Below are 23,881 nucleotides of genomic sequence, written 5' to 3' on the forward strand. Positions count from 1 at the left end.
AAAAGCGGGCCGACGGCCGGCGACCGGCATAATCGCCTGTCATGAGCGACGCCCCGGCCCACCGCCGCCCGCGACCTCCCGCCACGACCGGTGAGTAACGGCCACGGGCACAGCCATAGCAATAGCAATAGCCACAGCCACGGCCACGGCCACGGCCACGGCCACGGCCAGGGGCCGATGCCCGCCGCGTCCCGGCGCACCCGGCGGATCCTCACCGCCGTCCTCGTCCCGGCGGCGCTCGTCACCCTGGTGGCGCTCGTGCTGCTCTGGCCGGACAGCGTCCGCGACGAGGCCGGCAGCGGCGGCGGCCAGCGGGCCCTGGGCACGGTCACCGCCGTCGCCGAGCGGGTCTGCCCGGCCGGGTCCGCGCAGCGGCGGTGCGGTTCGGCGACCGTACGCGTCACCGAAGGGCCCGGCGCCGACTCCCGGCAGGAGGTCGACCTGCCGCAGGGGCCGGGCACGACGGCCCTGCACGCGGGCGACGACGTGGTGCTGCTCCACTACCCGGACGCGGTGCCGGGCGGGCGCGCGTACTCGGTCGTCGACCGGCAGCGCGCCACCCCGATGATCGTTCTGGTGGCGCTCGCCGTCGCGGTGATCCTGGCGTTCGGCCGCCTTCGCGGGGTGACGTCGCTGGCCGGGCTGGCGGTGAGCTTCGCGGTGCTGCTGTTCTTCGTCGTCCCGGCCGTCCTGGATGGCTCCCCGCCGCTGCTCGTCGCGGTCGTCGGCGCGTCGGCCATCATGTTCGCCGCGCTGTACCTGACCCACGGCGTCAACGTCCACACGTCCGTGGCGGTGGCGGGCACCCTCGCGAGCCTGGTGCTCACGGGAGTGTTGGGAGCGGTGTTCACCTCGGCGATGCACCTGACCGGTACGGGCAGCGACGACAGCGCGTACCTGTCGGTGACCCGCGCCGGCCTCGACCTGCGGGGCCTGCTGCTGGCGGGCATCGTGATCGGCGCCCTCGGCGTGCTGGACGACGTCACCGTCACCCAGGCGGTGACGGTCGCCGAGATGACGCCCGGTGCCACCGGACGCTGGGAGCTCTTCCAGGGGGCGATCCGGGTGGGCCGGGCCCATGTGGCGTCGGCGGTGAACACGATCGTCCTGGCGTACGCGGGGGCGTCGCTGCCGTTGCTGTTGCTGATCGCGGCGGGCAGCGAACCCGTCGGCGATCTGCTGACGAGCGAGTTCCTGGCGCAGGAGGTGCTGCGCAGCGCGGTGGGCACGATCGGACTGGTGGCGTCCGTGCCGATCACGACAGGGTTGGCGGCGCTGGTCGCCGACCTGAGTGTGGCGCCGGTGCGCCGGGCCCGGCATCGCGGCTGACACATAAACACGTCACGGCCGGGCCCGAGGGCCCGGCCGTGATCGTGGTAGCGCTGGTTACTGAGCCGCTGTCTCGTACAGCTTCTCCGGGGCGACCGCGCCGACGAGGAGCCGGCCGTCGTCGGTGAGCAGGGCGCTGAACAGCGCGCTCTGCAGCAGCCGGCCGCTGCCCCAGGAACCGCTGACCTTCGGCAGCACGTTGAGGATCGCCTCGAGCTGCTGCGGGCCGTCGCCGCCCTCGGCGTCGCCGGTGGGCATCTTCGTCACCAGGACGGACGTCCAACCCTTGCCGACGACCTTGGTGCCCTCGGGCGCCTCCGGCTTGCCGGCCTTGGCTCCCGCGCCCTTCTCCTTCGCGGCCTTCTCGACCTCTTCGCGCTGCTTACGCAGGTCGGACTCGCTCGGGGTGTCGACCTTCGTGCCCGGCGGCGGGTTGAACGTGAACTGCTCGGCGTCCGGCGTGGCGAAGCTGACCTGCTGGAACGCGATCCGCACCGCCGGGTCGTTGGCGCCCTTGGCGTAGACGTCCACCCCGAGCGGGATGTGGTGCTCCGCGTCGATCGCCAGGCGGACCTGGCCGACCAGCGACGCGGTGTCCCGCGGCGCGAGCACCAGCTCGTACGCGTCGCGCCCGGCGACCTTCGCCGCGCCGGTCGTGGTGACCGCCGTGGTGGGGTCGATGGCGGCGAGCGCGGCGTCGGCGGCTTCCTTCGGAGTCGACGGCACGCCCAGCGGCGGCGCCTGCTTCTCGTGCTTGCCGGCGTCCGCCGGGATCTTGTAGTGGGTGGCCGAGCCGGCGGAGCTGCGCCACACCCACACGTCGGAACCGTTGCGGACGACGTCCGTCTCGCCCAGGGTGCCGAGGACCGCGAGGCGCAGCTTGTCCTCTCCGGCGTACCAGACCCGCGCGGTGTTGCTGCCCGCGACCAGCTTCATCAGGTCCGCGTTGCCGCCGCCACCGGTGATCCCGGGCAGCGTGGGCAGCCCCAGGTCCGCCGTCTGCACGATCGTGCCCGACAGCCCCTCCACCTTGGCGTTCTGTACGTCGACCAGGAGCTGGGCCGCGCTGCGCTCGGGCAACGTCGGGTCGGCGCTCGCCACGATCGTGCCCGCCGCCGCGCCGCCACCGATGACGACTGCCGCCGCTGCCGCCGGAACCAGCCAGCGCAGTGCCGGCCTCGACTTGAAGACACTCACGATGTCCACCTTCCGTTGTGTGCCGTAATCCTGCGCCGGATGTGCTGTGACGCCGCTGAGAGAGTCCCCTAAGGGTGGCTCAGTGGTGGGGCGAAAGTGCCGAACAGCATCTCGTGGGTGTGAAACGGAGTTCCCTCGCGGACCTCAGCATCAATGTCAAGATCCTCGCGGCGGTCCTGGTCGGGACGGTGATCTCGCTGGCTGTCGGTGTCGTCGGCCTGATAGCGCTGAACCAGTCGAGCGGTGCCGCGCAGGCGATCTATGGCACCAACGTGACCAATGTGACCGCGTTGGGCGATCTCCGGCACCACATGGCGCAGGCCCGAGAGAATCTGGCCAACCACGCGCTCTCGCAGGACGCCGAGCACACGAAGACCTACGCCGAGGCGTTCGCCAAGGACCTGGAGGCCGTCGACGCGGCCTTCGTGACCTACGAGGCGGGGGATCCGGCCGCTGACCGCGCGATGATCGAGGATCTGAGGGCCGACTGGGACGCTTGGGCGAAGGTCGCCAAGGAGAAGCAGATTCCGGCCGGCGAGCGTAACGACCTGCTGATCTGGCAGAAGACCCGCGACGAAGAGGTCAAGCCGTTGTTCACCGAGATCAACGGGCACGTCGACGAGCTGACCGCCAAGGAGTCCGCCGACGCGGCGAACTCGGCCAAGGACGCTGAGTCCGCGTACGAGACCAACCGCCTGGTCTCGATCACCATGATGGTGGTGGGGGCGATCGTGGCGATGGGCGCGGGGTTGTTCGTGGCCCGGCAGATCGTCCGGCCGCTGAACCGGGTCAAGGACGTGTGCGACAGCCTGGCCGCGGGCGACCTGACCGTCACCGCCGGGCTGACCTCCCGGGACGAACCCGGTCAGATGGGTGCCGCGCTCGACGTGGCGGTGGGCCACCTGCGCGATACCGTGACATCGATCGGCGGGTCGGCGGTGACGCTGTCGGCCGCCTCGGAGGAGCTCTCCGCGGTGAGCACCCAGTTGCAGTCGAGTGCCGGTGATGTCGCCGCCAGGGCGAGCAGTGCCAGCGCCTCCACCGAGGAGGTGAATGGCGGCGTGCAGGCGATCGCGGCCGGCGCCGAGCAGATGCGGGCCTCCATCGCCGAGATCGCCGTCAACGCCTCGCGTGCCGCCGAGATCTCGCTGCAGGGCCTGACCGTCGCGGAACGCACCAACAGCCAGGTGGCCGAGCTGGGCACCGCCAGCGCGGAGATCGGTGACGTGGTCAAGCTGATCACCAGCATCGCCGAGCAGACCAACCTGCTCGCGCTCAACGCCACCATCGAGGCGGCCCGCGCCGGCGAGCTCGGCAAGGGCTTCGCCGTCGTGGCCGGTGAGGTCAAGGAGCTGGCCCAGCAGACCGCCAAGGCCACCGAGGAGATCACCAACCGGATCAACAACATCCAGGCCTCCAGCGGGTCCGCGGCGCAGGCGATCGGCGAGATCACCGCGGTCATCGGCCAGATCGGGGACTACACCACCACCATCGCCTCGGCGGTGGAGGAGCAGACCGCGACCACCAGCGAGATGAGCCGCTCGGTCGCCGAGGCCGCGAACGGCAGCGGGGACGTGGCACACACCGTCGCCGGAGTCGCCGAGGTCGCCGGTGCGACCGCCGACGGCGCCGCGGCCACCCATCAGGCCGCGACTGACCTGACCCGCCTGGCCTCCGACCTGACCAAGGTCGTCCAGGGCTTCCGCCACTAACACAAGAGCCGGCCTTGAGCTGGTGCTGAGACTCCGCACCGATGTCTCTCCTGCAAGCAACGGGGAGCGTCGCGAAGGAGACCTCAGATGCCGATCACCGCCGAACTCGAGGACCGCCTGGTCTACGGCCTTCGCCGGCCCACCCTTGGCGACGCGCGGGACAGCCTGCGCGGCACCGTGGACAACGCCGACGCGGTGTGGAACGAGCTGCTGGCGCAGACCGGCCTGGAGGGTTCGGAGACGACCACCGCCGCCCTGTCCGCGATGGCCCAGGCGATGCTGGGCCGGGGCGGCGGCGTCGGGATGTGCGGCAACGCCCTGCACATCCGGATCACCGCCTACGACGCCCTCGGCGCGGTCGAGGACCTGATCGCCGCCTCCGTGACGAGCGGGTCCCGCGCCGGCCGGCTGTGACCCCGCTGAGAACCGATTCTCCCGCTGGGCCGCGCATGCCAAGGTAGGGGTGTGCGGTTGCTGGTGGTGGAGGACGAGGAGCGGCTCGCGAGCGCGCTCCGCCGGGGGTTGCAGGCCGAGGGCTTCGCCGTGGACGTCGCCGGCGACGGCGCGGACGGCCTGGAGATGGCCCGGCACGGCGACTACGACGCGATGATCCTTGACGTCATGCTGCCCCGGCTCTCCGGATACCGGGTGGTGCGGCAGCTGCGCGCCGAGCAGAAGTGGCTGCCGGTGCTCATGCTCTCGGCCAAGGACGGCGAGTACGACCAGGCCGACGGGCTCGACTGCGGAGCCGACGACTACCTGACCAAACCCTTCTCGTACGTGGTGCTGCTCGCCCGCCTGCGCGCCCTGCTGCGCCGCGGCACGCCGGAGCGGCCCACGGTGCTGCGGCACGGCGACGTCGAGCTCGACCCGGCGCTGCGCAGGGTCACCGTCGCCGGCGCCGAGGTGGTGCTGACCGCGCGCGAGTTCGCGGTGCTCGAATACCTCCTGCGCCGTCCCGGCGAGGTCGTCTCCAAGACCGAGCTGCTCGACCACGTGTGGGACGCGGCGGTGGACACGGCCGCCAACGCCGTCGAGGTGTACGTCGGCTACCTGCGCCGCAAGATCGGCCGGGACCGGCTGGAGACGGTCCGCGGCGCCGGTTACCGGCTCGCCGCCACCGGGAACTGAGCGTGACCCCGCCGCGTCGGCTGGGCCTGAGCCTGGGCCGGCTGAAACTGAGCCGGTTGAGTCTGCGGGCGCGCCTGCTGCTCGTGTCCGTCGTCGTGCTTTTCGTCGGGCTGGCCGCGGGCGGCGCCGTGCTCGTCGCCACGATGCACTACGCGCTGATGCGCACGGCCAACACCGAGGCACTCGAGACCGCCCGGTCGGTGGCCGTGCTGGCGGACACGGGAACGCTTGCCGACCCGCTGCCGGCCGCTCCCGCCGTACGCGTGCAGGTCGTCAACGCCGCGGGCCAGGTGCTGTTCGGCTCCGCGGGCACCGACCGGCTGGTGCCGATCCTCTATCCGCGCGAGCTGCGGGAGCTGCCGGACGGCGAGGGCAGGCCCATCCCCGGCTCCCGGATCGGCTTCGAGGGGGAGGTCCGCGTGGTCGCCCTGACGGCGGGGCCGCCGGACGGCCGCGTCACGGTGCTCGTCGCCCGGCCCACCGACGAGCTGACGCAGAGCGTGCACCTGCTGCGGATCACGTTGCTGGTGACGTTCCCGCCGCTGGTGGCGCTGCTCGCGCTGGTGGCGTGGCGGGTCGTGGGCGCGGCGCTGCGCCCGGTCGAGGCGTTGCGGGCGGGCGCGGAGGACATCACCGGCGGGGCGCGGCCGGGGCGGCTGCCCGTGCCGGACTCGGGCGACGAGATCCACCGCCTGGCCGTGACCCTCAACGACATGTTGCACCGCCTGGAGGCCGCCCGGGCCCGGCAGCGGTCGTTCGTCGCGGACGCGGCGCACGAGCTGCGCAGTCCGCTGACCAACATGCGCACCGAGCTGGAGGTGGCTCAGCGGCTGCCGGACAGCACCGACTGGCCGGAGCTCGCCGGCGACCTGCTCACCGACGTGCACCGGCTCAGCCGGCTGGTCGACGATCTGCTGCTGCTCGCCCGTGCGGACGACGCGACGACCCGGGCGGTGCGGCCCGCCACCGAGGAGATCGAGCTCGGCGGCCTGCTGGCCGAGGTGGCGGCGCGCTACGAGGTGGCGTACGAGCGGCCGGCCGTGCCGCTGCTGGTGACCGGCGAGCGGGACGCGCTCGGCCGGGTGGTGGCGAACCTGCTGGACAACGCCGTGCGCCACGCCCGGTCGTCGGTGCGCCTCGAGGTGCGCCCGGACGGGACGGACAGGCGGATCTCCGTGGTCGACGACGGCCCGGGCATTCCGGCGGCGGACCGCGAGCGGGTCTTCGACCGGTTCACCCGGCTCGACGACGCCCGGGCCCGCGACGCCGGCGGCTCCGGCCTCGGGCTGGCCATCGTGCGCGAGCTCGTGCGCCGCCACGGCGGCACCGTGACGCTGCGCGGGGCGGTCCCGCCGCCGGGGCTGCACGCCGAGGTGTGCCTGCCGGGGCAAGCCGCCGTTTCCCCGCCGGCTGATGACGCTGCCCGCGTACGGTGAAAATCGCGGGAACTTTTCACCTTGCCCGGCCGACCAATGACCGTGCCCGGCGCCCCCGCCGGGACCACTTGAGTCGGAAGGCCCTGAGATGTCCCTGCTGAAGCGTTCGGCCGCGATCGGCGCAGCCGTCGCCGCGCTCACCCTTGCCCTGGCGACCCCCGCCGCCGCGCACGTGACCGTGAACGCGAACTCCGCCATCCAGGGCGGGTACGCCAAGGTCACCTTCCGGGTGCCGAACGAGTCCGACACGGCGTCGACCACGAAGGTGGAGGTCAACCTGCCGACCGAGACGCCGTTCGCGTCGGTGTCGCTCAAGCCGGTCGCCGGGTGGACCATGGTCGCGGTGAAGGCCAAGCTGGCGACGCCGATCCAGGCGCACGGCTCACCGATCACCGAGGCCGTCTCCAAGATCACCTGGACCGCCACCGGCGACGCCGCGATCAAGCCAGGGCAGTTCCAGGAGTTCGACGTGTCGATCGGCCCGCTGCCGAAGGTCGACAAGGTCGTCTTCAAGGCGCTGCAGACCTACTCCGACAACACCATCGTGCGGTGGATCGACGAGCCCACCACCGACGGCACCGATCCGGAGAAGCCCGCGCCGGTGCTGAAGCTCACCGCGGCCGCCGCCGACGCGCCCGCCGCCGCCACCGGCCCCACCGTGACGACGACCGCCACCGCCGACAAGAGCGACGACAAGGCACCGTGGGTCGGCATCATCGGCATCGCTCTGGCTCTCGCGGCGCTGGTCCTGGGCCTGCTCGCGTACCGGCGCTCCGGCGCGACGGCCGCACCCGCCACGGGTTCGAAGCCAGCCGGCACGTCGGCGGAGTGACCGACGAGGAGGTGACCGGCTGGGCGCTGGCCGCCGGCCGCGGCGACGCGGACGCGGCGGCGGCGTTCGTCCGGGCCACCCAGCGCCAGGTGCGCCGCTTCCTGCACCACCTGGCCGGCCCCGGCGAGCTCGACGACCTGGTCCAGGAGACCTACCTGCGGGCGCTGCGCAGCCTGCCCGGCTTCGCCGCCCGCTCGAGCGCCCGCACCTGGCTCTACACCATCGCCCGGCGCGTGGCGGTCGACCAGGTGCGCGCGGCCGTGGTGCGGCCCCGGCTCGCCCCGGTCGAGGACTGGCAGGCCGCCGCCGATGTGGCGACGGCCGCCGACCGGCCACGCTTCGAGGAACACCTGGCCCTGCGTGACCTGCTGTCCGGCCTGGCGCCGGAACGACGGGAGGCGTTCGTGGCGACCCAGGTCCTCGGCCTGTCGTACGCCGAGGCGGCCGAGGTCTGCGGCTGCCCGGTGGGCACGATCCGGTCCCGGGTCGCCCGCGCCCGCGAGGATCTGGTGACCCACCTGGCCGGCGCGGACGACCGGGTGACGGGCACCGGCTGAGTCAGGCGCCGGTGTAGGCGGCGTACGTCCGCTCGGCGGCGGCCCGGGCCTGCTCCGGGTCGTCGCCGGCCGCGATGGCGGCCTCGGCCCAGGCGTCGGCGCTGAGCCGCATGAACTCCCTGCCCTCCGGCGACGCCATCCAGGCCGGGCCGTCCTTCGGGTCGAGGGCCGTGGCCGGGTCGGTGAGGTGGTTGGCCAGGCCCCACAGGCCCAGCTCCCAGCCAAGGCCGGTGGCGCCCGGCCCGTACTGGTCCCACAGCTCGGCGGAGACGTGCGCGACGTGTTCCAGCTCGAAGCGCGTGCGTCCGTCGCTCTCCGGGGTGAGCCGGACCTCGATCCAGCTCACCTCGTTGTTGTACTCCCAGGTGGCGGCGAAGCCGGTCGGGCGTTCGCAGCGGCTGATCGTGCCGCCGGCGTTGCCGTGCAGCTGGTAGCTCCCGCCCTCGCGCAGCTCGCCGGTGATCGGCATGAACCAGCGCGGGATGCGCTCGGCGCTGGTCACCGCTTCCCAGAGGTCCTCGATGTCGGTGTCGTAGACCTGGCTGATCGTGGCCACCTTGGCCTCGCCGGCCTCGAGGCGGCGGTCGCCGACGGTCCGCCGCACCTCGTTGATCTGCTGCTTGACCTCAATCATGGGCTGCTCCCGGGTTGTCGTCGTCGTGGGCGGCGAGGCGCCGCTGTCGCTTGCCGCGGGCCACCTCGGTGGCCAGCGCGTCCAGGTGGGGCGTCCAGAACCGGCGGAACCGGCCGAGCCAGGCGTCGGCCTCGCGCAGGGCGGTGTCGTGCACCGCGTAGAGCCGCCGGGCGCCGTCGGGGCGCACCGTCGCGAAACCGTTGTCGCGCAGCACCCGCAGGTGCTGGGAGACGGCGGGCTGGGACACGCCGAACTCGGCCCGGATGACCTCGGTGAGCGCCCCGGAGGAGCGCTCACCGTCGGCGAGCAGCTCCAGCAGGCGGCGGCGTACGGGGTCGCCGAGGACGTCGAACGCGTGCACGCGCCGAGATTATCAGGTGCAACTTATATAAGCCAGTGCTTAATTCTGGGTGCTGTGCCGCCGATCTTGGGAGGATCGGGCCATGCGATCGGCGCGGGTCCTGGCGGCCGTCCTGCTGCTGACCGGCTGCGACGGGGACGCGCCCCGCGCGGAGCCGGAGCCGGTGCCACCGCCGGCTGCCTCGGCCGACACCGGATGGGGCCTGCCATCCGGTCCTTCGCCCCGCCGGACCACCCGGGAACCGGTCACGGCCACCGCGGCGCCGGCCACCGGAGGATGGGAGGTGACGGTCTACTACACGGCGGTGGAGAACTACCACTCCGGCGAGCCCGAGACCGTCACCGGGTGCCCGGGGCTCGACTGCGCCGACGGCGACGAGGACCTCGGCGCGTACAAGTCCGACTTCGTCGAGGCCGTCCAGGAGGAGGGCACCGGGCGTACGGCCGGCGGGGAGTATCTGAACTGGTCCCACGACATCGGCTACTGGCTCGACACCCAGCCGCGCGACACCGCCGGCCGGGCCCTGCGGCCGTTCGTCTCCGCCGCCGCCGATCCGCAGGTGCTGGCCCGGGGCACGCGCTTCCGGATCACCGGATGCGGCCACCAGGACGACGGCTCGCGCGCCACGGAAGCCGTCTGCGCGGCACTGCGCGACGCCCGCTGGACGGTGACCGACGAGTTCACGCCGGGTCTCGGCGGCGACAAGCACATCGACGCCTACATCGGCGAGCAGACCGGACCCGACTTCACCGACTCGCCGTGGTACCTGACGCTGTACGACGCGACGCTGCGGACCGGGTGAGGACTACGACGCGTAGCGCTGCCGGGACCGCTCGCGCGCCTTGGCGGCCTCGATCTCCCGGTCCCGTGGTGGCGCGGCGGTGACCAGATCGTCGAGCAGCGCGGCGGTCGCGGCCGCCACCGCCGCCACGGCCTTGTCGAAGGCGGCCTGGTTGCGCTGGGAGGGCTTCGTCGAGCCGGCGACCTTTCGGACGTACTGCAACGCGGCCGCGTGAACTTCCTCTTCGGTGGCCGGCGGCTCGAAGTTGTGCAGCTGACGGATGTTTCGGCACATGGGCCGAGCGTAACCGCGCCGGGTAGGTTTCAGCGGTGACCACGGACGTCGAGGAGCGCACCACCGCCGAGCCGGCCCCCGCCCGGCCGCGCCGGCGATGGCTCGTGCCGCTGCTCGCGGTGCTGCTGCTCGCCCAGCTGGCCGTCGCGATGGTCACCACCGCTGTGCAGCAGACGCCCACCATCGACGAGCCGGTCTACGTCGGCACCGCCGTCACCTACCTCGAGCAGCACAGCCTGCGCTACAACCCCGAGCACCCGCCGCTGGGCAAGCTGCTCATGGCCGCCGGGCTGGCGTTCGCGTCACCGGAGCTGGATCCGGCGTTCCGCGGCGACCAGACCGCGCTCGGCCGTCACGTGCTGTACGAGGCGGGTAACGATCCCGACGAGCTCATGCTCCTGGCCCGGCTCCCCATCATCGTGCTCACCCTGCTGTTCGGGCTGGTCGTGTTCGCGTTCGCCCGTGACCTCACCGGCGCCGCCGGGGGAGTGCTGGCCCTGGCGCTGTACGCCTTCTCGCCCGACGTCATCACGCACGGCTCGCTGGCGACCCTCGACGTACCCGCGATCGGTTTTCTCCTGACGGCGGTCTGGCTGACCTGGCGGGCCCGCGCGGGCAAGCGCACCGCGCTGTTGCTGGCGTTGGCCGGCGCCGCCCTTGGCGCGGCGCTCGCCACCCGGATGAGCGTGCTGCCGGCCGTGCCGGTCGTGCTGCTGCTCGCCCTGCTGGCGACGCCCGCGTGGCGCCGGGGGGTGGCGACGCGGGAGCGGCTGCGCGGGCTCGCGCTGGCCGCCGGGGTGGGCGTCGTCGCGGTCGTGATCGTGTGGCTCAGTTACCTCGCCGTCGACCCCGGCCTGCGCTGGACCCCGCCGCCCGGGCTGCCCGACGAGGGGCTGCGCGGGCTGCTCACCGGTCTGCTGCCGCTGCCGGAGGCGTATCGCGACGGCATGCGCGTGCAGTTCGCCTTCGAGGACTCGACCTTCAGCGGCTTCCTCTTCGGCCGTCACTACCAGGGCTCACTCTGGTACTACCTGCCGGCCGCGCTGCTGGTGAAGACGCCGCTGGGCATGCTGGCGCTGTTGGCGGCCGGGGCCGTGGCGTTGCTCGCCGTGCCCCGGCTGCGGTCGGCGGCGCCCTACGTCCTCGTCCTTCCGGCACTGTTGCTCGCCGTGGCGATGACCGGCGCCCGCGACTTCGGCACCCGGTACGCCATCTTCATGCCGATGTTCCTGGCCGTCGCGGCCGCGGCCGTCGTGGCCCTGAAGTGGCGGTGGGCGGCCGTCACCGCCGGCGTGCTCGCCGTCCTGGTGGCGGTCAGCTCGCTGCGGACCTTCCCGTACTACCTGCCGTACTCGAACGAGGCCTTCGGCGGGCCGGAGCGCACCCACCTGCGCCTGCACGACTCGAACGTCGACTGGGGGCAGGACCTGGGCCGGCTCGCCGACCGGCTGCGGGAGCGATATCCCGGCGAACCGGTGTGGCTGGTCTACAAGGGCGCGGGCGTGCCCGAGGCGTACGGGATCAGCGCGAAGAACCCGCTCAAGGTTCCCCCCGAGGACGTGCACGGCCTGCTCGTGGTCTCGGACAGTTCCATCGCGAAGGCCACCGGGAAGCTCGCGACCCTGCTGCGCACCAGCGGCGAGCCGATCGACGAGGTGGGGCACTCGATCAGCATCTTCCGGCGGCCGTGACCGGGGCTCAGGGGCGGGCGACGGCCCGGTGGCGACCCGGTGACGGCTGCCCGCCGGCCCGGTCGCCGGCCGCCATCGCGGCGCGGGCCGTGTGTTCGGCGCGGGTGCAGGCCTCCGGCAGCTTGTCCGCGGGCACCGGCCGGCTCAGCGCGAAGCCCTGCGCGTAGTCGCAGTTCATGTCGCGCAGGCGGATCAGGGCGCCGGCGTCCTCCACGCCCTCGGCGACCACCGACAGACCCAGGTTGTGGCCCAGGTCGATGGCGCTGCGGACCATCACCGCGTCCGGGGTGCCCGCGTCCTGGCCCAGCTCCTTGATGAACATCCGGTCGATCTTCAGCTCGTCGGCCGGCACCTGCCGCAGTTGGGCGAGCGAGCTGAAGCCCGTGCCGAAATCGTCGACGGACACGCTGACGCCGTGGTCGCGGATCTGGCACAGGGCTCGCACGGTGCTCGCCGGGTCGGCCATGATGCTGGTCTCGGTGAGTTCGAGCCGCAGCAGTTCGGGCGGCAGCCCGGCCGCCGCCACGGTGTTCAGCACCGCCGGCACGAAGCCCGCGTCGACGAGACAGCCCGGCGACACATTGACCGCCACGCAGTAGGGGGTGCCCGCCAGTCGCCAGGCGGCGGCCTGGTGGACCGCCAGGGCGAGCAGGTGACAGGTCAGGCGCACCTCGAGGCCGCTGGTCTCGGCGATGGTCAGGAACGCCGCCGGCGGCAGTAGCCCCCGCTCCGGGTGCTCCCAGCGGACCAGGGCCTCCACCGAGGTGACGACGCCGTCGCTGAGCCGTACCTGTGGCTGGTAGTGCAGCCGCAGCCGACCCTGGGGATCTCCGTCGTCCAGCAGGCCGCGCAGCTCCGCCAACAGCCGCATGCGGTCCTGCGTGCCGGTGTCCGCGCGGGCGTCGTAGACCGCGACCCCGCACCCGCTGGCCTTCGCCCGGTACATGGCCGCGTCGGCATGGCGGAACAGCTCTTCGCCGGAGGCGTCCGCGCCGCCCAGCGCGATGCCCAGGCTGCCGCTGATCGCCGCCGGTCCCTCGTCGAGCACGAAGTTGCGTCGCAGCGCCTCCACCATGCGCTCGGCCAGGGCCGTCGCCGCGTCGAGGTCCGTCACCTGGGGCAGCAGCACGGCGAACTCGTCGCCGCCGAGGCGTGCCACGACGCCGGACTCGCCGGCGGCAGCGCTCAGCCGCCGGCCGGCCTCGAGCAGCACCTGGTCGCCGGCGTGATGGCCGAGGGTGTCGTTGACGGCCTTGAAGCCATCGAGGTCGACGACCATCAGCGCCATCTCGTGCTCGCCGGTGTGCGCGTCACGCAGCGCGGCGCCGAGGCGCCGGCCGAACAGGGTGCGGTTGGGCAGGCCGGTCAGCGGGTCGTGCAGGGCCAGGTGGCGGCTCTCGTCGGCCTGCTCGACCAGCCGGCGCTGATAGCCCAGCACGAGCCGCATGATCATGCCGACCAGGGCCAGGCCCGCGGCGAAGCCGACCGCGGTGCCGGCCAACAATCTTCCTTGGGTACGGCGCAGCGCGGTCACCTGCTGCTGCGCCGAGTCGTGGTAGGCGCGCGCCACATGGTCGACGTCGTCCTGCAGCGAGTAGAACGCGGGTGTGACCTCGAGGCGATCGAGCTGCGCGTGTCGCGGGTCGCTGTCGGCGACGAGTGCCATCAGGTGCGCCGCGAGCCCACGGTAGGCGGTCTGCTGCTCCCGCAGGCGCAGGGCGTCGACGCGGGCCCGCCCGTCACCGGTCTCGACCACCTGGGCAAGGGTCCGGTCGGCCTCCTCGGCCACCCGGTCGAAGCGCTTCCGGACGGCGACCGAGGGCTCCACCTGGTAGTGCCGCAGGTTCACCTCCTGCATGGCGATGGCGATCCGGGCCTCGGTGAACAGGGCGGCGACCACCAGCGCACGCTGCTGCTCCTCGGTCGCCCGGGTGGTGTGCAGCGTGCCCTGCAGCACGTACGCCGCCAGCGCGAGCAGCACCGCGGCCAGGGCAGCGGTGGTCGCGGCGCCTCGGCGTACGAAGCCGATGACGCGGGTGCGCAACGCACCAGAGGGCCTGACCACGAGGCACTGATCGGCATTTGGGGTGGCCGCTCAAGGGAATGCCCTCTCGATCACAGCTCTCAGGTGCCTGAGAAACGGACCGATCAGGATATTATGCGCATGGTGACCGGTGCCGCGGCGGCACTCCTGATGGCGGTGACGTCCGGCTGCGCGAGCTCCGGGGACACCAAGAGCGTAAGCGTCCCGGCGGCGGAGGTGATCCGCCTCGGCACGCTCGTGCCGCTCACCGGGCGCAGCAGCCCGTCCGGCGAGGCCATGGTGAACGCCGCCACGATGGCGGTCGACGAGGCGAACGCGAAGGGCGGCGTGCTCGGCCGGCGCGTCGAGCTGGTGGTCGGCGACGACGCGTGCGACCCGGGGACCGCCGTCACGGCGGCCCGCGATCTGGTCGCCAAGGACATCGCGGTGTCGGTGGGCGGGTACTGCTCCAGCGCGACCGTACCCACGTTGAAGATCTTCCGGACGGCGGGCGTACCCATGGTGGTCGCGCAGTCGAACTCCACCGACCTGCTGGCACCGAAGTACGACAGTGTCTTTCTCATCTGCGGCACGGTCGAAGCCGAGGCGGACTTCGCGGTGGACTGGGCGAAACGGCTCGACGGCACCAGGCTGGCGGTGGTGCACGACGGCACGAGCTTCCCCGTCACCCTCGCCCGCTCGACGGTCCAGTCGGCCAAGCGCGAGGGCCTGGCCGTCAGCAGCGAGCTCGAGCTCAGCCAGGGGGCGCCCAGCTACACCCGGATCGCCGAGGCGGTAGTCCGGGGCGGTGCGGACGTCGTCTACTACACCGGCTACTACGCCGAGGCGAACCAGCTCATCACCGACCTGCGCCGCCGCGGATTCGACGGCCGGATCCTGGTCGGCGACGGGGCCACCGACGGCCCCCTCCTCGAGGGCCTGAACGCCGCGGAGAGCCGGGACCTCTACGGCACCGCCATGATCTGGCCGAAGCTCATGCCCGAACTGAAGGAGTGGTCGCAGCGTTACCGCAAGGTCGTGGGCTCCGATCCGGGTCCGTCGACGGTCGAAGCGTACGACGCCGTCAACGTGGCCCTCGACGCCATCCGTCGGGCCGGCGGCACCGATCGGGAGGCGGTGCGCAAGGCGATCGCCGAGACGGACCTGACGGCGATGTCGGGACAGGTGAGCTTCAACCCGGACGGATCGCGCAAGACGCCGAGCTTCCTGCTGCTGCACGCCGCCGGGAAGAGCTTCACGCGCGTTCCCCAGCCCTCGGGATCCTGATCCGGCACACTTTCGGGCGAGATGGGCGCGTCGATGCGTAACCGTTGCTCTATAGCAAGCATGTAGCCTCTACAGTGCACTTCGATGCCTGTGCCGCCGTTCGCGATCGTCGAGCACCCCGCCGACGCCGGGGTCGCCTGCCTTTCTGTGCGCGGAGAGGTGGACGTCGAGTCGGCCGAGGAGTTGCAGGGCGTGGTTGCCCGCGCGGCGCGGCGGCCTGGGGTGCGGAACGTGGTCCTGGACCTTCGGGCGGTCACGTTTCTCGACGCCATGGGTGTCGCGTCGCTGGTCAGGGCCGCGCTCGACGCGGCGGATCGGGGAGTCCGGCTGCGGACCGAGGGGGCGGGCGGCATCGTGCGCCGGGTGCTGGAGATCACCGGCGTCTCCGACTGGCTTGACGCGGCGTCGGTGGGGCGGCGTTTCTAGTCCGCTTGGTCGGCGCTTCGTCTTGCTTGCCTGGCGCTTCGCTTTGCTTGCCTGGCGCTTCGTCTTGCTTGCCTGGCGCTTCGCCTTGCTTGCCTGGCGCTTCGCCTTGTCTAGCCGGCATTGAGTGCTGTGCGGAGCTTGGCCAGCGCGCGGGCGATCAGTCGGGAGATGTGCATCTGCGAGACGCCGATCCGGTCGGCGATCTCCGTCTGGGTGAGGTTGCCGTAGAAGCGCAGCGACAGGATCATCCGTTCCCGCTCGTCGAGGGCCGCCATCGCGGGCCCGAGCGCGATCCGCAGTTCCGCCAGCTCCAGGTCGTGGTCGTGCGCGCCGAGCAGGTCACCGAGTGACGTCGTGCCGTCCTCGGTGACCGGGGTCGACAGGCTCCTGGCGCTGTAGGCGCGGGCGCCCTCGATGCCCTCGAGCACCTCCTCCTCGGTGGTGGCGAGATGGGCGGCGATGTCGGCGACCGTGGCGGAGCGGCCCAACAGTTGCGGCAGCACGTTGCCGGCCTCGGTGATGGCCATGCGCAGCTCCTGCATCCGCCGAGGCACCCGGATGGACCAGGTGCGGTCGCGGAAGTGTCGGCGGATCTCGCCGAGCACGGTCGGGATGGCGAATCCGGCGAACTCCACACCGCGGTGCGGATCGAACCGGTCGATCGCCTTGATCAGGCCTTCCATGGCTGTCTGGAGCAGGTCGTCGTCCGGCTCGCCGCGGCCGCTGTAGCGGTGCGCGAGGTGCTGCGCGAGCGGGAGCCAGGCGCGGACGGCCTCGTCGCGCAGCCGTGTGCGCTCCGGTCCGGTGGGGGCTGTGGCCAGGAGGCGCAGGAGCTCCGCGCCATCCACTTGGGTCGTCGTGAGCGTCATGGCGGTGGGCTTACCCCTGGTTGCCCGGAATAAACGACGCAGAAATCGACGCAACTGGGGCTCGCGTGATCGCGACCACAATACGATACGAGCCCGTTCCGTATCGCGGCCGAGGCGGCTACGGTGCTAACGGATACGGAACTGTTCCGTATCGTAAGTCGCTCCGGGGGAGCACCACATGGACGTACCGCAGACCGGGCACCCGCGCCGCTGGGCCATTCTCAGCGTGCTGGTCATCAGCCTTCTCGTCGTCGTACTCGACAACACCATCCTCAATGTCGCCATGCGCACCATCGCCGACCCGCACGCCGGCCTCGGCGCCAGCCAGGGTCAGCTCGAGTGGGCGATCAACTCGTACACGCTGGTCTTCGCGGGCCTGCTCTTCACCGCCGGCATCCTCGCCGACCGGTTCGGCCGGCGGCTCAGCCTCATGGTGGGGCTCGCGCTCTTCGGGCTGGCGTCGCTGCTGTCGGCGTACGCGGACACGGCCGACCAGCTGATCTGGGCCCGGGCCCTGATGGGGCTCGGCGCCGCCGCGGTCATGCCGGCGACCCTGTCGATCATCGCCAACGTCTTCGAACCGCACGAGCGAGGCCGGGCCATCGGCGTCTGGGCCGGCGCGGTCGGCCTCGGCGTCGCGATCGGCCCGATCGTCGGCGGCCTGCTGCTCGAGCACTTCTGGTGGGGCTCGGTCTTCCTGGTCAACGTGCCCGTGGTCATCGCCGGTGTGATCCTGGTGCGCGTCCTCGTCCCGGAGTCGCGCGATCCGAAGCCCGGCCGCGTCGACGTGATCGGTGTGCTGCTGTCGATCCTGGGCCTGAGCCTGCTGACCTACGGCGTCATCGAGGGCGGCGAGGCCGGCTTCGGCGAGCCGCGCGCCTGGGGCACGCTGGTCGGCGGCCTGGTGGTGCTGGCCCTGTTCGTCCTGTACGAGCGCCGCATCCCGCACCCGTCGTTGGACGTACGGCTCTTCACCAACCGCCGCTTCTCCGCCTCGACCGCCGTGATCGGCCTGGTCTTCTTCGCGGCGATGGGCTCGATGTTCTTCAGCGCCTTCTACCTTCAGCTGGTCCGCGGCTTCGGCCCGCTGGCCTCGGGCGCGCTGTTCGTCCCGTTCGCCGTCGGCCAGATGGTGTTCGCGCCGCGTAGCGCCGCGATGGTGGCCCGCTTCGGGCCGAAGGCGGTCAGCGTGGTCGGCCAGCTGCTGGTCGCGCTCGGGCTCGCCGGCTGGCTGTTCGTCGGCGCCACCACGCCGATCTGGATCGTCGGCGCGCTGTTCTTCGTGATGGGCGTCGGCATGGCCAACGTGATGCCGCCCGCCACCGAGGCGATCATGGCCGCGCTGCCCCGGGAGAAGGCCGGCGTCGGCTCGGCCGTCAGCAACACCGTCCGGCAGGTGGGCGGCGCGCTCGGCGTGGCTGTGCTCGGCGCGATCCTCTCCTCGGCGTACCGCGACGGCATGAGCGAGGCCACGGCCGCGCTGCCGGCCGGCGCTCGCGATGCCGCGAGCGAGTCCATCTCCGGGGCGTACGGGGTGGCCGCCCAGGCCGGACCCGCCGGGCCGGCCCTGATCCAGCAGGCGAACGACGCGTTCCTGACCGCCGTGCACTACGCCTCCATCGGCACCACGGCGTTCACACTGCTCGGCGCCCTGGTGGCCGCGATCTGGCTGCCCGGCCGGCGCCCGGCGGACGCGCCCCCGGCCGGGACCGCCGAAGGACTCGCGGAGGAGCAGGGCCTCGAACTGGTCGAGGCGTGACGGGCGCCGTGGGCGTGCGGTGAGAGGCTCGGTAACAATGGAGCCCATGACGACGGTCAGTGTGGACGAGGACGCCGGCCGGGGCCGCAAGGCACCCGGCCGGCCCCGCGACGCCCGGGCCGCCGAGGCCATCCTCGACGCGGTGACGGCGCTGCTGGCGGAGGGGCAGAGCGCCGACGCGATCTCGATCGAGGCGGTCGCGACGCGGGCGGCCGTGGGCAAGGCGACGATCTACCGGCGCTGGCCCAACAAGGAGGCGCTCCTCATCGACGCGGTGGGCCGGATGAAGGGCCCGCTGCCCGTCCTCGCCGGCACGTCGGTCCGCGATGACCTGATCATGCTGGTGGCCTCGGGGCGCAACCCCCGCATGGAGCAGTACGGCCGGGTGACCGCCTGCCTGATACCCGAGATGGTGAAGAGCCCGGAGATGCACGCGGTCTTCCAGGCCGTGATCGAACCCCGCCGCAATGTCATGCGCGAGGTGCTGCGCAGGGGCATCACCAGCGGCGAGCTGCGCAGCGACCTCGACGTGGAGCTGACGCTGCTGATGCTCGTCGGCCCGACGATCGCGCAGAACATGCTGCACTGGAACCCCGCGGTCCCGATCGAAGGGTACGCGGAGGCGCTCGTCGACGCGGTGCTCCGCGGTGCCGCCGGGCGGTAACCACCGAACATTCGCTGTGCTGAATGGCATTCAGATTAATGCCAGGGCTGAGTAGCTGAGGAGTTCCTGAGAGTATCCGGCCGGGTCGGATACCGACGGCGACCGCATTGCCGCCGGCCCCAAGCCCGCAAGCCCGTTACTCACAGCGACGCAATTGCCCGGGCTTCCCTCGAGCGCCCGCCAATGTGAGGGCCATTCACGGCCGATGGGCCCCCCGGGGGCCCGCACGTCACGTAAGCCGGGGATGGTGACGGAGGCGCTGCGACCGCGGCGCCTATACCCACCGCCGAGGAACTCAAACCTGCTGGTCACAAGTTTCTGCGACATGCGACCTGCGATATGCAGACTGCGATACCCGGAGCGCGGCTGAGCTAGGCTGGACGCACGGCGATGACCCGCAGACAGATGCACTTACGGAGAGTAGCGGGACAATGACATGGGTATAGGAGAGCGGCGCAGGTCCGCCCTGGAACGCAAGCGCCTGGTCCGCAAACTGTCCGGAATTCGGCAGAAAATCGGCTACACCCAGGCGCAGGTCGCCGGAAAGCTGCGCTGGTCGCAGTCCAAGGTGCACCGGATAGAAAGCGGCGAGAACAGCATTTCCTACACGGACCTTCTCGCCTTACTCAAGATCTACGATATCCGCGAGAACGAACTAGTAGAGGAACTGACGGAAATGGCCGAACTGGCCCGGCAACGCAGCCTCCCGGAAATCAGCGACATCCACTCGAAGGATTTCCGGGACTACCTCGAGGCCGAAATAACGGCGGACACCATGCTGGAGTTCGAGAATTCGTACATCCCGGGTCTCCTGCAGACTCCGGCGTACGCGAATGCCGTTCTGCGGACCCTGCTGCAGATCTCCTCGCTCGCCGACGACGAGCGCGAGTCCGTGCTCGACCGCATCCGCCGCATGGTCGACCTCCGCGCCCTGCGTCAGCAGATCTTCAACGACGGCGGCATCACGAAGGCGTCGTTCGTGCTGGACGAGGCGGCGGTGCGCCGGGCGGTGGGCGCGGAGGCCGGTGACGCCGGCGTCATGCGGGCCCAGGTGGAACACCTCAAGAAGATGTGCCGGCACCCCCGGGTGGACCTGAGGGTGGTGCCGTTCGGTGCGGGCAGCCACGTGGGGATGAGCGGGCCCTTCGTCATTCTGAACTTCCCCGATCCGGATGATTTTCCGCTGCTCTATCTGGAGAACGCGGCGGGGGAGTTCCTGACCAAGCACGATCAGCGGCAGGTCCGACGCTTCGCCGCGAACTTCGAGAGCCTGCAGGCCTGCGCGCTGCAGGGCGCGGAGCTGGACGCGCTGCTCGACGACGTGATCGCCGCCATCGGCTGACCGGCCGGTGCGGGCGAACAGGGTGGACTGACGGGAGGAAACGCGGATGACGCGGATGACCTGGACGAACATCGACGCGGGTGCCCACGTGCCGCTCTCCGCGACGTCTCCCACGTCCCTTGTTGCCTCGTCCCTTGTCGCCTCGTCCCTTGTCGCCTCGTTTCCTGTCGCCTCGTTTCCTGTCGCCTCGGTGAACGCCCGCTTCGGGTCACGTCCGCGGGTGCGTAACCGTGAACCGGTGGCCGACGGTGGCTGAGATGGACCGGGAGCTCGGCTTCCGCAAACCCACCCCGCGACTCGGCGGGGAGCTGGCGACCTACCGGGCGGCGGACGGATCCGTTCGGCCGTCGGGTGGTTTTGTCGGGCCCGGGCCGTCGGGTGGCTTCGTCGGGCCTGGGCCGTCGGGTGGCTTCGTCGGGCCTGGGCCGTCGGGCGGCTTCGTGCGGCCTGGGCCATCGGGTGGCTTTGTTCGGCCCGGGTCGTCGGGTGGCCCTGTGCGGCCGTCGGGTGGCTTCGTCGGTCTGCTGCACGGGGTGCTGACCAATGCCCGCATGCTGGTGCACGCCCTGACGCTGATCTACCCGTGCATCCTGCTGGTGGCCGCGTTCTTCCGTTCGGCGCAGGTGCTTGCCGTCATGGCGACCTCGATGGTGACCCTCTTCGTCTGGGCGTTGAGGCGCGCGCGCCAAGAGGATGTCACCCGTCGGGAAAATGTCCGTGGCGAAAATGTCACGCGCGATGTCAATTATCGCGACGATGAAGGAGATTAGCGATCCGTTGCCAGCGGGACAGGATGGGATCACACACCATCCCCGCGGCGACGCTCACCAGCGCGGCGATGACGGCTAGCGCGATCAACCTCGCCGTCGCCGCGCTGAACAGCGCTGATCCCAGTCCCTGGCCGAGCCCGATGGCGGCGGTCCCCGCGCAGGTGCCGTAGACGGCGAGTCGGACGGGCGACGCCGGATCATCCTTCGGCCGCTGTCGCATACGTGGCTCCTTCCGTCGAACGGGCGTCCGCCCCTGGGTAGAGCTACTGCGCACCAGCCACCTCATCGCGCCGCGACCGCGTGCGGCGGTCTGTCCTCCTGACGACCTGGATCGTATAAGAAAGACCAGGCCAGTACGTCATTTTGCGTCCCTACGGCGTACCCCGATCGGGGACTTTCATTTCTTGTTCTTGGACCGTCCTCATCAGACTAGCCGTGCCATCGAAAGGAATCTACACTCTTGCCTGCCAGATACTTGACCGTCGGCGATCCTTTTTCTCTGGTACGTCGGATCGCCGATCACCGCGAGAACATAGATCGCTGACCGGCGCGTGCGCATGAACGGCCGGCCGCCAATCAGGGAGGCACGTTGGGCGATAAGCCGTCGACGCAGACCGGGTGGCGAAAGAGTTCCCGCTGCGGTACGGGTAACTGCGTAGAAGTGTCCACCTCCGACGAATTCATGGTGCGGATACGAGACGGTAAGGATCCGTGCGGTCCGATCTTGGAGTTTGATCCAGCGCAGTGGTGTCGCTTCCTTTCAGCGATCAAGGCCGAGACGTTCGGCCCTTGACGGCGGTAGGTGTTCTTCGGGGTTGGGTCGTGGGACCTTCGGTGTTTTTGGCCGGTGATCGGGTTCTGTGCTGGAGGACGGTCGGTTCTTGATACGGGCACATACCCGGGATCGGATGAAGGCCGCACCCACGATCGGGTGAGACGACCGGTCCCTCGGTGCGGGCTCGGTTCGGCGAGCCGAGGTGGCACGCCAGGAGCGGATGGAGCGGTGTCAGTCCGCCCGGGAGACCTGACGGCCCGGACCAGGCAAGCAGCGGGCCGGGGGATGTCCGGGTTCGGTGCGTTGGCTCGATGGCGATGTGGTGGGAGAGGATGCGCAGCTGGATCACCGGAGGATCCCTCATTTCGGATCTTGTCGTGTTCCCCCAGCTCCTGCCGGGGATGACAAGAAATGTGAGGCTGTCCTCGCGGTGGAGCCCGATGCTGGACACAGGAGACGGCCACGGCCGGTGTCCCGATGTCTCCAGGCGGCGGGAGCCGACCCTGGACGGCCACGGGTCGTCCCCGCCGCGTCCACGGGTCGCCGGTGGACAGTCCACGGGTCACCGGTGGACAGTCCACGGGTCGCCGGTGGACAGGACGAGACGCACGCGTGGTCGGTGCGAGACGGGGGTCGGAAGCGTTGTCTAGTCATGAGAGACGATGAGTTCCTGCGCAGGCTGGGCGACGAACTGCCGCGCAGACTGCGCGACGCGGAGACCGTCGTTGCCCTGGCGGGCGTGCTCGACTGGGTCAGGGAACGACGTGGCCGGACGCAACGGCAGGTCGCCGATCGGGCGACGGGCACCAGTGGGCTCTCGCGGAGCAGCGTCAACAATCTCCTGGCGGGACGCAAACCCATTCCGAGTCCGGCCGTCCTCCTCCCCCTCGCCCGGTTCTGCGGCGTCCCCGACGACCTCATGGGCGAGGTCGGTGCGGCCTGGGACCGCCTCAGCGCGACGGCGCCAACACCCTCCACCGGAGGCGCCCGCCGTCGGGTGCCGGAACCCCGGGCGGGCCACGACGAACAGCCCGACGGCGTGCGAGCCGAGCGTGAGAACCATCTTCGAACCCTGCGCGTCATGGCGGACATCGCCGGCGAACTGACCGAGGAGAGCGCCCTCCCGATCGCCCGCGCACTGTACGAACACGTCCTGGCCACCCGGCGCGACCTTCTCGGCGAGCGAAACGCGGAGACCCTCAACGCCGCACACAACCTGGGCGTCGTCCTGGGCCAGCTCGAGGACTTCTCCACGGCCCGCAGGGTGCTGGAGGCGACCTACCAGGCCCGCCGCGACACCCTCGGCGAGAGTCACCAGTCCACCCTGTCCTCCATGGAGTCGCTGGCCACGGCCCACTCCGAGCTGGGCGAACGAGACGCCGCCCGCCGGCTCCTGACGACCTGCCTCGAGTACCGCCGCCGGAAACTGGCCGAGAGCACAGCCGGCGAACGGGCGCAGGCACTCGCCCGCTTCGACACCACGGCCGGCAAGCTGCTCGTGGTCCTGCACCAGCTCGACGACCGCCGAGCCATCGAAAGAATGGAGGCGTCCCTGGCGTCTATGGACGACTTTCCCGCCGGGGCCACCGGCCGGCCCGCCGGAGACGCAGGCCGGTCCGCCGAGGACGCAGGCCGGCCCGCCGAGGACGCCGGCCGGCCCGACGCCGACCCGCCCGGTCACCGGCCGGGCAGGATCCTCCCGGCCCGCGACCGCCACGGCCGGCGTGACCGCGGCCACCCTTCAGGCTGATCGGCGTTCCCGTCGGGCTGGTGGGGTGCCGGTCGGGCTCGTCGGACGCCGGTCGTGCTGGTCGGCGCACTCGTTGGGCCGGCGGGGCCGCGGGTCGGGCACCGGTGGGGCACGGGTCGGGCACCGGTCGTGCTGGTCGGCGTTTCCGTTGGGCTGGTGGTGCGCCGGTCGTGCTGGTCGGCGTTTCCGTTGGGCTGGTGGTGCGCCGGTCGTGCTGGTCGGCGTTTCCGTTGGGCTGGTGGTGCGCCGGTCGTGCTGGTC

General features: G+C 71.4%; 24 protein-coding genes. 18 read left to right on the forward strand and 6 right to left on the reverse strand.

Annotated elements, in window-relative coordinates; genetic code table 11:
* The first annotated feature begins 177 nt into the window (after positions 1-177).
* Complete coding sequence (locus tag AB0M36_RS13095; protein WP_364156061.1) at positions 178-1,329, forward strand: YibE/F family protein; 1,152 nt, start codon at positions 178-180, stop codon at positions 1,327-1,329.
* 57 nt (positions 1,330-1,386) lie between these two features.
* Here the strand turns inward: AB0M36_RS13095 and AB0M36_RS13100 are convergent, their stop codons facing one another.
* Positions 1,387-2,526 carry a hypothetical protein gene (locus AB0M36_RS13100; RefSeq protein WP_364156064.1) on the reverse strand — a complete coding sequence of 380 codons (1,140 nt, stop codon included), beginning with the start codon at positions 2,524-2,526 and terminating at the stop codon, positions 1,387-1,389.
* Between the two features lie 119 nt (positions 2,527-2,645).
* Here AB0M36_RS13100 and AB0M36_RS13105 point away from each other — a divergent pair, with 119 nt between their 5' ends.
* The 6 genes from AB0M36_RS13105 to AB0M36_RS13130 all read left to right on the forward strand — a co-directional run bounded on the left by AB0M36_RS13105 (position 2,646) and on the right by AB0M36_RS13130 (position 8,194).
* Positions 2,646-4,238 carry a methyl-accepting chemotaxis protein gene (locus AB0M36_RS13105; protein ID WP_364156067.1) on the forward strand — a complete coding sequence of 531 codons (1,593 nt, stop codon included), beginning with the start codon at positions 2,646-2,648 and terminating at the stop codon, positions 4,236-4,238.
* An 87-nt stretch (positions 4,239-4,325) separates the two neighbouring features.
* The gene (locus AB0M36_RS13110) at positions 4,326-4,652 is read left to right on the forward strand and encodes a hypothetical protein (protein WP_364156070.1); all 327 of its coding nucleotides are present in this window, start codon (positions 4,326-4,328) and stop codon (positions 4,650-4,652) included.
* Positions 4,653-4,703: 51 nt separating this feature from the next.
* Positions 4,704-5,369 carry a response regulator transcription factor gene (locus tag AB0M36_RS13115; RefSeq protein WP_364156073.1) on the forward strand — a complete coding sequence of 222 codons (666 nt, stop codon included), beginning with the start codon at positions 4,704-4,706 and terminating at the stop codon, positions 5,367-5,369.
* Between the two features lie 77 nt (positions 5,370-5,446).
* Entirely contained in the window at positions 5,447-6,805 is a 1,359-nt protein-coding gene (locus AB0M36_RS13120) for an ATP-binding protein (protein ID WP_364156621.1), read from the forward strand.
* Between the two features lie 88 nt (positions 6,806-6,893).
* On the forward strand, positions 6,894-7,637 hold the full coding sequence (locus AB0M36_RS13125) for a YcnI family protein (RefSeq protein ID WP_364156076.1): 744 nt from the start codon (positions 6,894-6,896) through the stop codon (positions 7,635-7,637).
* Positions 7,634-8,194, forward strand: coding sequence for a sigma-70 family RNA polymerase sigma factor (locus AB0M36_RS13130; RefSeq protein WP_364156079.1), 561 nt, complete (start codon positions 7,634-7,636; stop codon positions 8,192-8,194). The genes AB0M36_RS13125 and AB0M36_RS13130 overlap by 4 nt, the downstream gene beginning before the upstream one ends.
* 1 nt (position 8,195) lies before the next feature.
* On the opposite strand, the gene AB0M36_RS13135 is transcribed toward AB0M36_RS13130, so the two are convergent.
* Both AB0M36_RS13135 and AB0M36_RS13140 read right to left on the reverse strand, forming a co-directional pair.
* Positions 8,196-8,828, reverse strand: coding sequence for an SRPBCC family protein (locus AB0M36_RS13135; protein WP_364156082.1), 633 nt, complete (start codon positions 8,826-8,828; stop codon positions 8,196-8,198).
* Positions 8,821-9,189, reverse strand: a complete 369-nt coding sequence (locus tag AB0M36_RS13140; RefSeq protein WP_364156085.1) for a metalloregulator ArsR/SmtB family transcription factor — start codon at positions 9,187-9,189, stop codon at positions 8,821-8,823. The genes AB0M36_RS13135 and AB0M36_RS13140 overlap by 8 nt, the downstream gene beginning before the upstream one ends.
* 82 nt (positions 9,190-9,271) lie before the next feature.
* On the opposite strand from AB0M36_RS13140, the gene AB0M36_RS13145 reads away from it, so the two are divergent.
* Complete coding sequence (locus AB0M36_RS13145) at positions 9,272-9,991, forward strand: hypothetical protein (RefSeq protein ID WP_364156088.1); 720 nt, start codon at positions 9,272-9,274, stop codon at positions 9,989-9,991.
* Positions 9,992-9,994: 3 nt separating this feature from the next.
* Here AB0M36_RS13145 and AB0M36_RS13150 read toward each other — a convergent pair whose 3' ends face one another.
* Positions 9,995-10,264: a DUF2277 domain-containing protein gene (locus AB0M36_RS13150; protein WP_364156091.1), complete on the reverse strand. Its 270-nt coding sequence runs from the start codon at positions 10,262-10,264 to the stop codon at positions 9,995-9,997.
* 35 nt (positions 10,265-10,299) lie between these two features.
* Here AB0M36_RS13150 and AB0M36_RS13155 point away from each other — a divergent pair, with 35 nt between their 5' ends.
* A complete protein-coding gene (locus AB0M36_RS13155; protein ID WP_364156094.1) occupies positions 10,300-11,955 on the forward strand; it encodes a glycosyltransferase family 39 protein in 1,656 nt (551 codons plus the stop codon).
* Between the two features lie 7 nt (positions 11,956-11,962).
* Here the strand turns inward: AB0M36_RS13155 and AB0M36_RS13160 are convergent, their stop codons facing one another.
* Entirely contained in the window at positions 11,963-14,020 is a 2,058-nt protein-coding gene (locus AB0M36_RS13160; protein WP_364156097.1) for an EAL domain-containing protein, read from the reverse strand.
* 99 nt (positions 14,021-14,119) lie between these two features.
* Here AB0M36_RS13160 and AB0M36_RS13165 point away from each other — a divergent pair, with 99 nt between their 5' ends.
* Positions 14,120-15,265, forward strand: coding sequence for a branched-chain amino acid ABC transporter substrate-binding protein (locus AB0M36_RS13165; protein ID WP_364156100.1), 1,146 nt, complete (start codon positions 14,120-14,122; stop codon positions 15,263-15,265).
* 84 nt (positions 15,266-15,349) lie between these two features.
* Positions 15,350-15,691 carry an anti-sigma factor antagonist gene (locus AB0M36_RS13170; RefSeq protein ID WP_364156103.1) on the forward strand — a complete coding sequence of 114 codons (342 nt, stop codon included), beginning with the start codon at positions 15,350-15,352 and terminating at the stop codon, positions 15,689-15,691.
* Positions 15,692-15,801: 110 nt separating this feature from the next.
* Here AB0M36_RS13170 and AB0M36_RS13175 read toward each other — a convergent pair whose 3' ends face one another.
* Entirely contained in the window at positions 15,802-16,560 is a 759-nt protein-coding gene (locus AB0M36_RS13175) for a SigB/SigF/SigG family RNA polymerase sigma factor (protein ID WP_364156106.1), read from the reverse strand.
* Between the two features lie 178 nt (positions 16,561-16,738).
* Here AB0M36_RS13175 and AB0M36_RS13180 point away from each other — a divergent pair, with 178 nt between their 5' ends.
* The 7 genes from AB0M36_RS13180 (at position 16,739) to AB0M36_RS13210 (ending at position 23,620) form a co-directional block, all read left to right on the forward strand.
* Positions 16,739-18,319, forward strand: coding sequence for an MFS transporter (locus AB0M36_RS13180; protein WP_364156109.1), 1,581 nt, complete (start codon positions 16,739-16,741; stop codon positions 18,317-18,319).
* Positions 18,320-18,365: 46 nt separating this feature from the next.
* Positions 18,366-18,983, forward strand: a complete 618-nt coding sequence (locus AB0M36_RS13185) for a TetR/AcrR family transcriptional regulator C-terminal ligand-binding domain-containing protein (protein ID WP_364156112.1) — start codon at positions 18,366-18,368, stop codon at positions 18,981-18,983.
* A 436-nt stretch (positions 18,984-19,419) separates the two neighbouring features.
* On the forward strand, positions 19,420-20,325 hold the full coding sequence (locus tag AB0M36_RS13190) for a helix-turn-helix transcriptional regulator (RefSeq protein WP_364156115.1): 906 nt from the start codon (positions 19,420-19,422) through the stop codon (positions 20,323-20,325).
* Between the two features lie 257 nt (positions 20,326-20,582).
* Complete coding sequence (locus tag AB0M36_RS13195; RefSeq protein WP_364156118.1) at positions 20,583-21,095, forward strand: hypothetical protein; 513 nt, start codon at positions 20,583-20,585, stop codon at positions 21,093-21,095.
* 23 nt (positions 21,096-21,118) lie between these two features.
* Entirely contained in the window at positions 21,119-21,265 is a 147-nt protein-coding gene (locus AB0M36_RS13200; RefSeq protein WP_364156121.1) for a hypothetical protein, read from the forward strand.
* Between the two features lie 419 nt (positions 21,266-21,684).
* Positions 21,685-21,888 (forward strand): DUF397 domain-containing protein, encoded by a 204-nt coding sequence (locus tag AB0M36_RS13205; RefSeq protein WP_364156124.1) that lies wholly within the window; start codon positions 21,685-21,687, stop codon positions 21,886-21,888.
* 634 nt (positions 21,889-22,522) lie between these two features.
* Positions 22,523-23,620: a tetratricopeptide repeat protein gene (locus tag AB0M36_RS13210; RefSeq protein WP_364156127.1), complete on the forward strand. Its 1,098-nt coding sequence runs from the start codon at positions 22,523-22,525 to the stop codon at positions 23,618-23,620.
* The last annotated feature ends 261 nt before the right edge of the window (positions 23,621-23,881 follow it).

Source organism: Actinoplanes sp. NPDC051346 (assembly GCF_040682215.1).
Classification (GTDB): Bacteria; Actinomycetota; Actinomycetes; order Mycobacteriales; family Micromonosporaceae; genus Actinoplanes.